Origin of the sequence: Actinomadura logoneensis (assembly GCF_003428695.1) — a bacterium.
GTDB lineage: Bacteria > Actinomycetota > Actinomycetes > Streptosporangiales > Streptosporangiaceae > Spirillospora > Spirillospora logoneensis.
In genome coordinates, this window is record NZ_QURH01000423.1 from 1 (window position 1) to 873 (window position 873).

1 protein-coding gene is annotated in these 873 nt (G+C 78.0%); it reads left to right on the forward strand.

Features of this window, described 5'->3' with window-relative positions; all coding sequences use genetic code 11:
- Positions 1–620, forward strand: a 620-nt coding sequence (locus tag DZF91_RS23075) for a thioesterase II family protein (RefSeq protein WP_147341288.1), incomplete at its 5' end; no start/stop codon positions are given.
- Positions 621–873 lie beyond the last annotated feature (253 nt).

The following is an 873-nucleotide window of genomic DNA, read 5'->3' on the forward strand; positions in this document are numbered from 1 at the left end:
TCCGCGCCGTCCAGCTCCCCGGCCGGGAGGCCCGCATCGGCCTGCCGCCCTTCCACGACGCCGAGGCGCTGGCCGCCGCGCTCGCCGCCACCGCCGCGGGGTCCCGGGGCGACCTGTTCCGGCGGCCGTTCGCGCTGTTCGGGCACAGCATGGGCGCGCTCGCCGCGTTCGAGTTCGCCCGCCGGCTGCGCGCGGACGGGCTGCCCGGCCCCGTCCACCTGTTCGTGTCGTCCCGGCCCGCGCCGCACCTGCCGCCGCCGAGCCCCGGCGCGCACCTGCTCCCCGACGACCGGCTGCTCGACCGGGTGCGGGAACTGGGCGGCACACCGCCCGAGGTGCTGGCCGACGAGCGGCTGATGCGGCTGGTGCTGCCGGTCCTGCGCGCGGACTTCGCGGTCAACGACGGCTACGTGCACCGGCCCGGACCGCCGCTCGGCGTCCCGGTCACCGCGCTCGGCGGACGCGCCGACGCCGACGTGCCCCCGGCCGCGCTCGCCGCGTGGCGGACCCACACCACGGCGCGCTTCCGGACGCGCCTGTTCGAGGGCGGCCACTTCTACCTGCGGGACGATCCGGAACCGCTGCTGCGGCTCGTCCGCGAGACCTTGTCAGAGGGCTGAGTCAGCGTCTCCCCGGGCGCCGGTCACCGCAATCTGGAAGATGCCGGGTACGCGGCGATCTCCAACGATTGGGCGGACCGATCCGCGCCCTCCGCCGGGTCGCGCCGGGCGGGGGCCGCGGCGCGGGCGGGCGAGGGCCGACCCCTCGATGGCAGGTGATCGCATGGTCTTGTCGCGTCGGCAGATGCTGGGATCCACGGCGGCGGCGTCCGCACTCGGGCTCGCCGCCACCGCGGCCCCCGCGGCGGCGGCC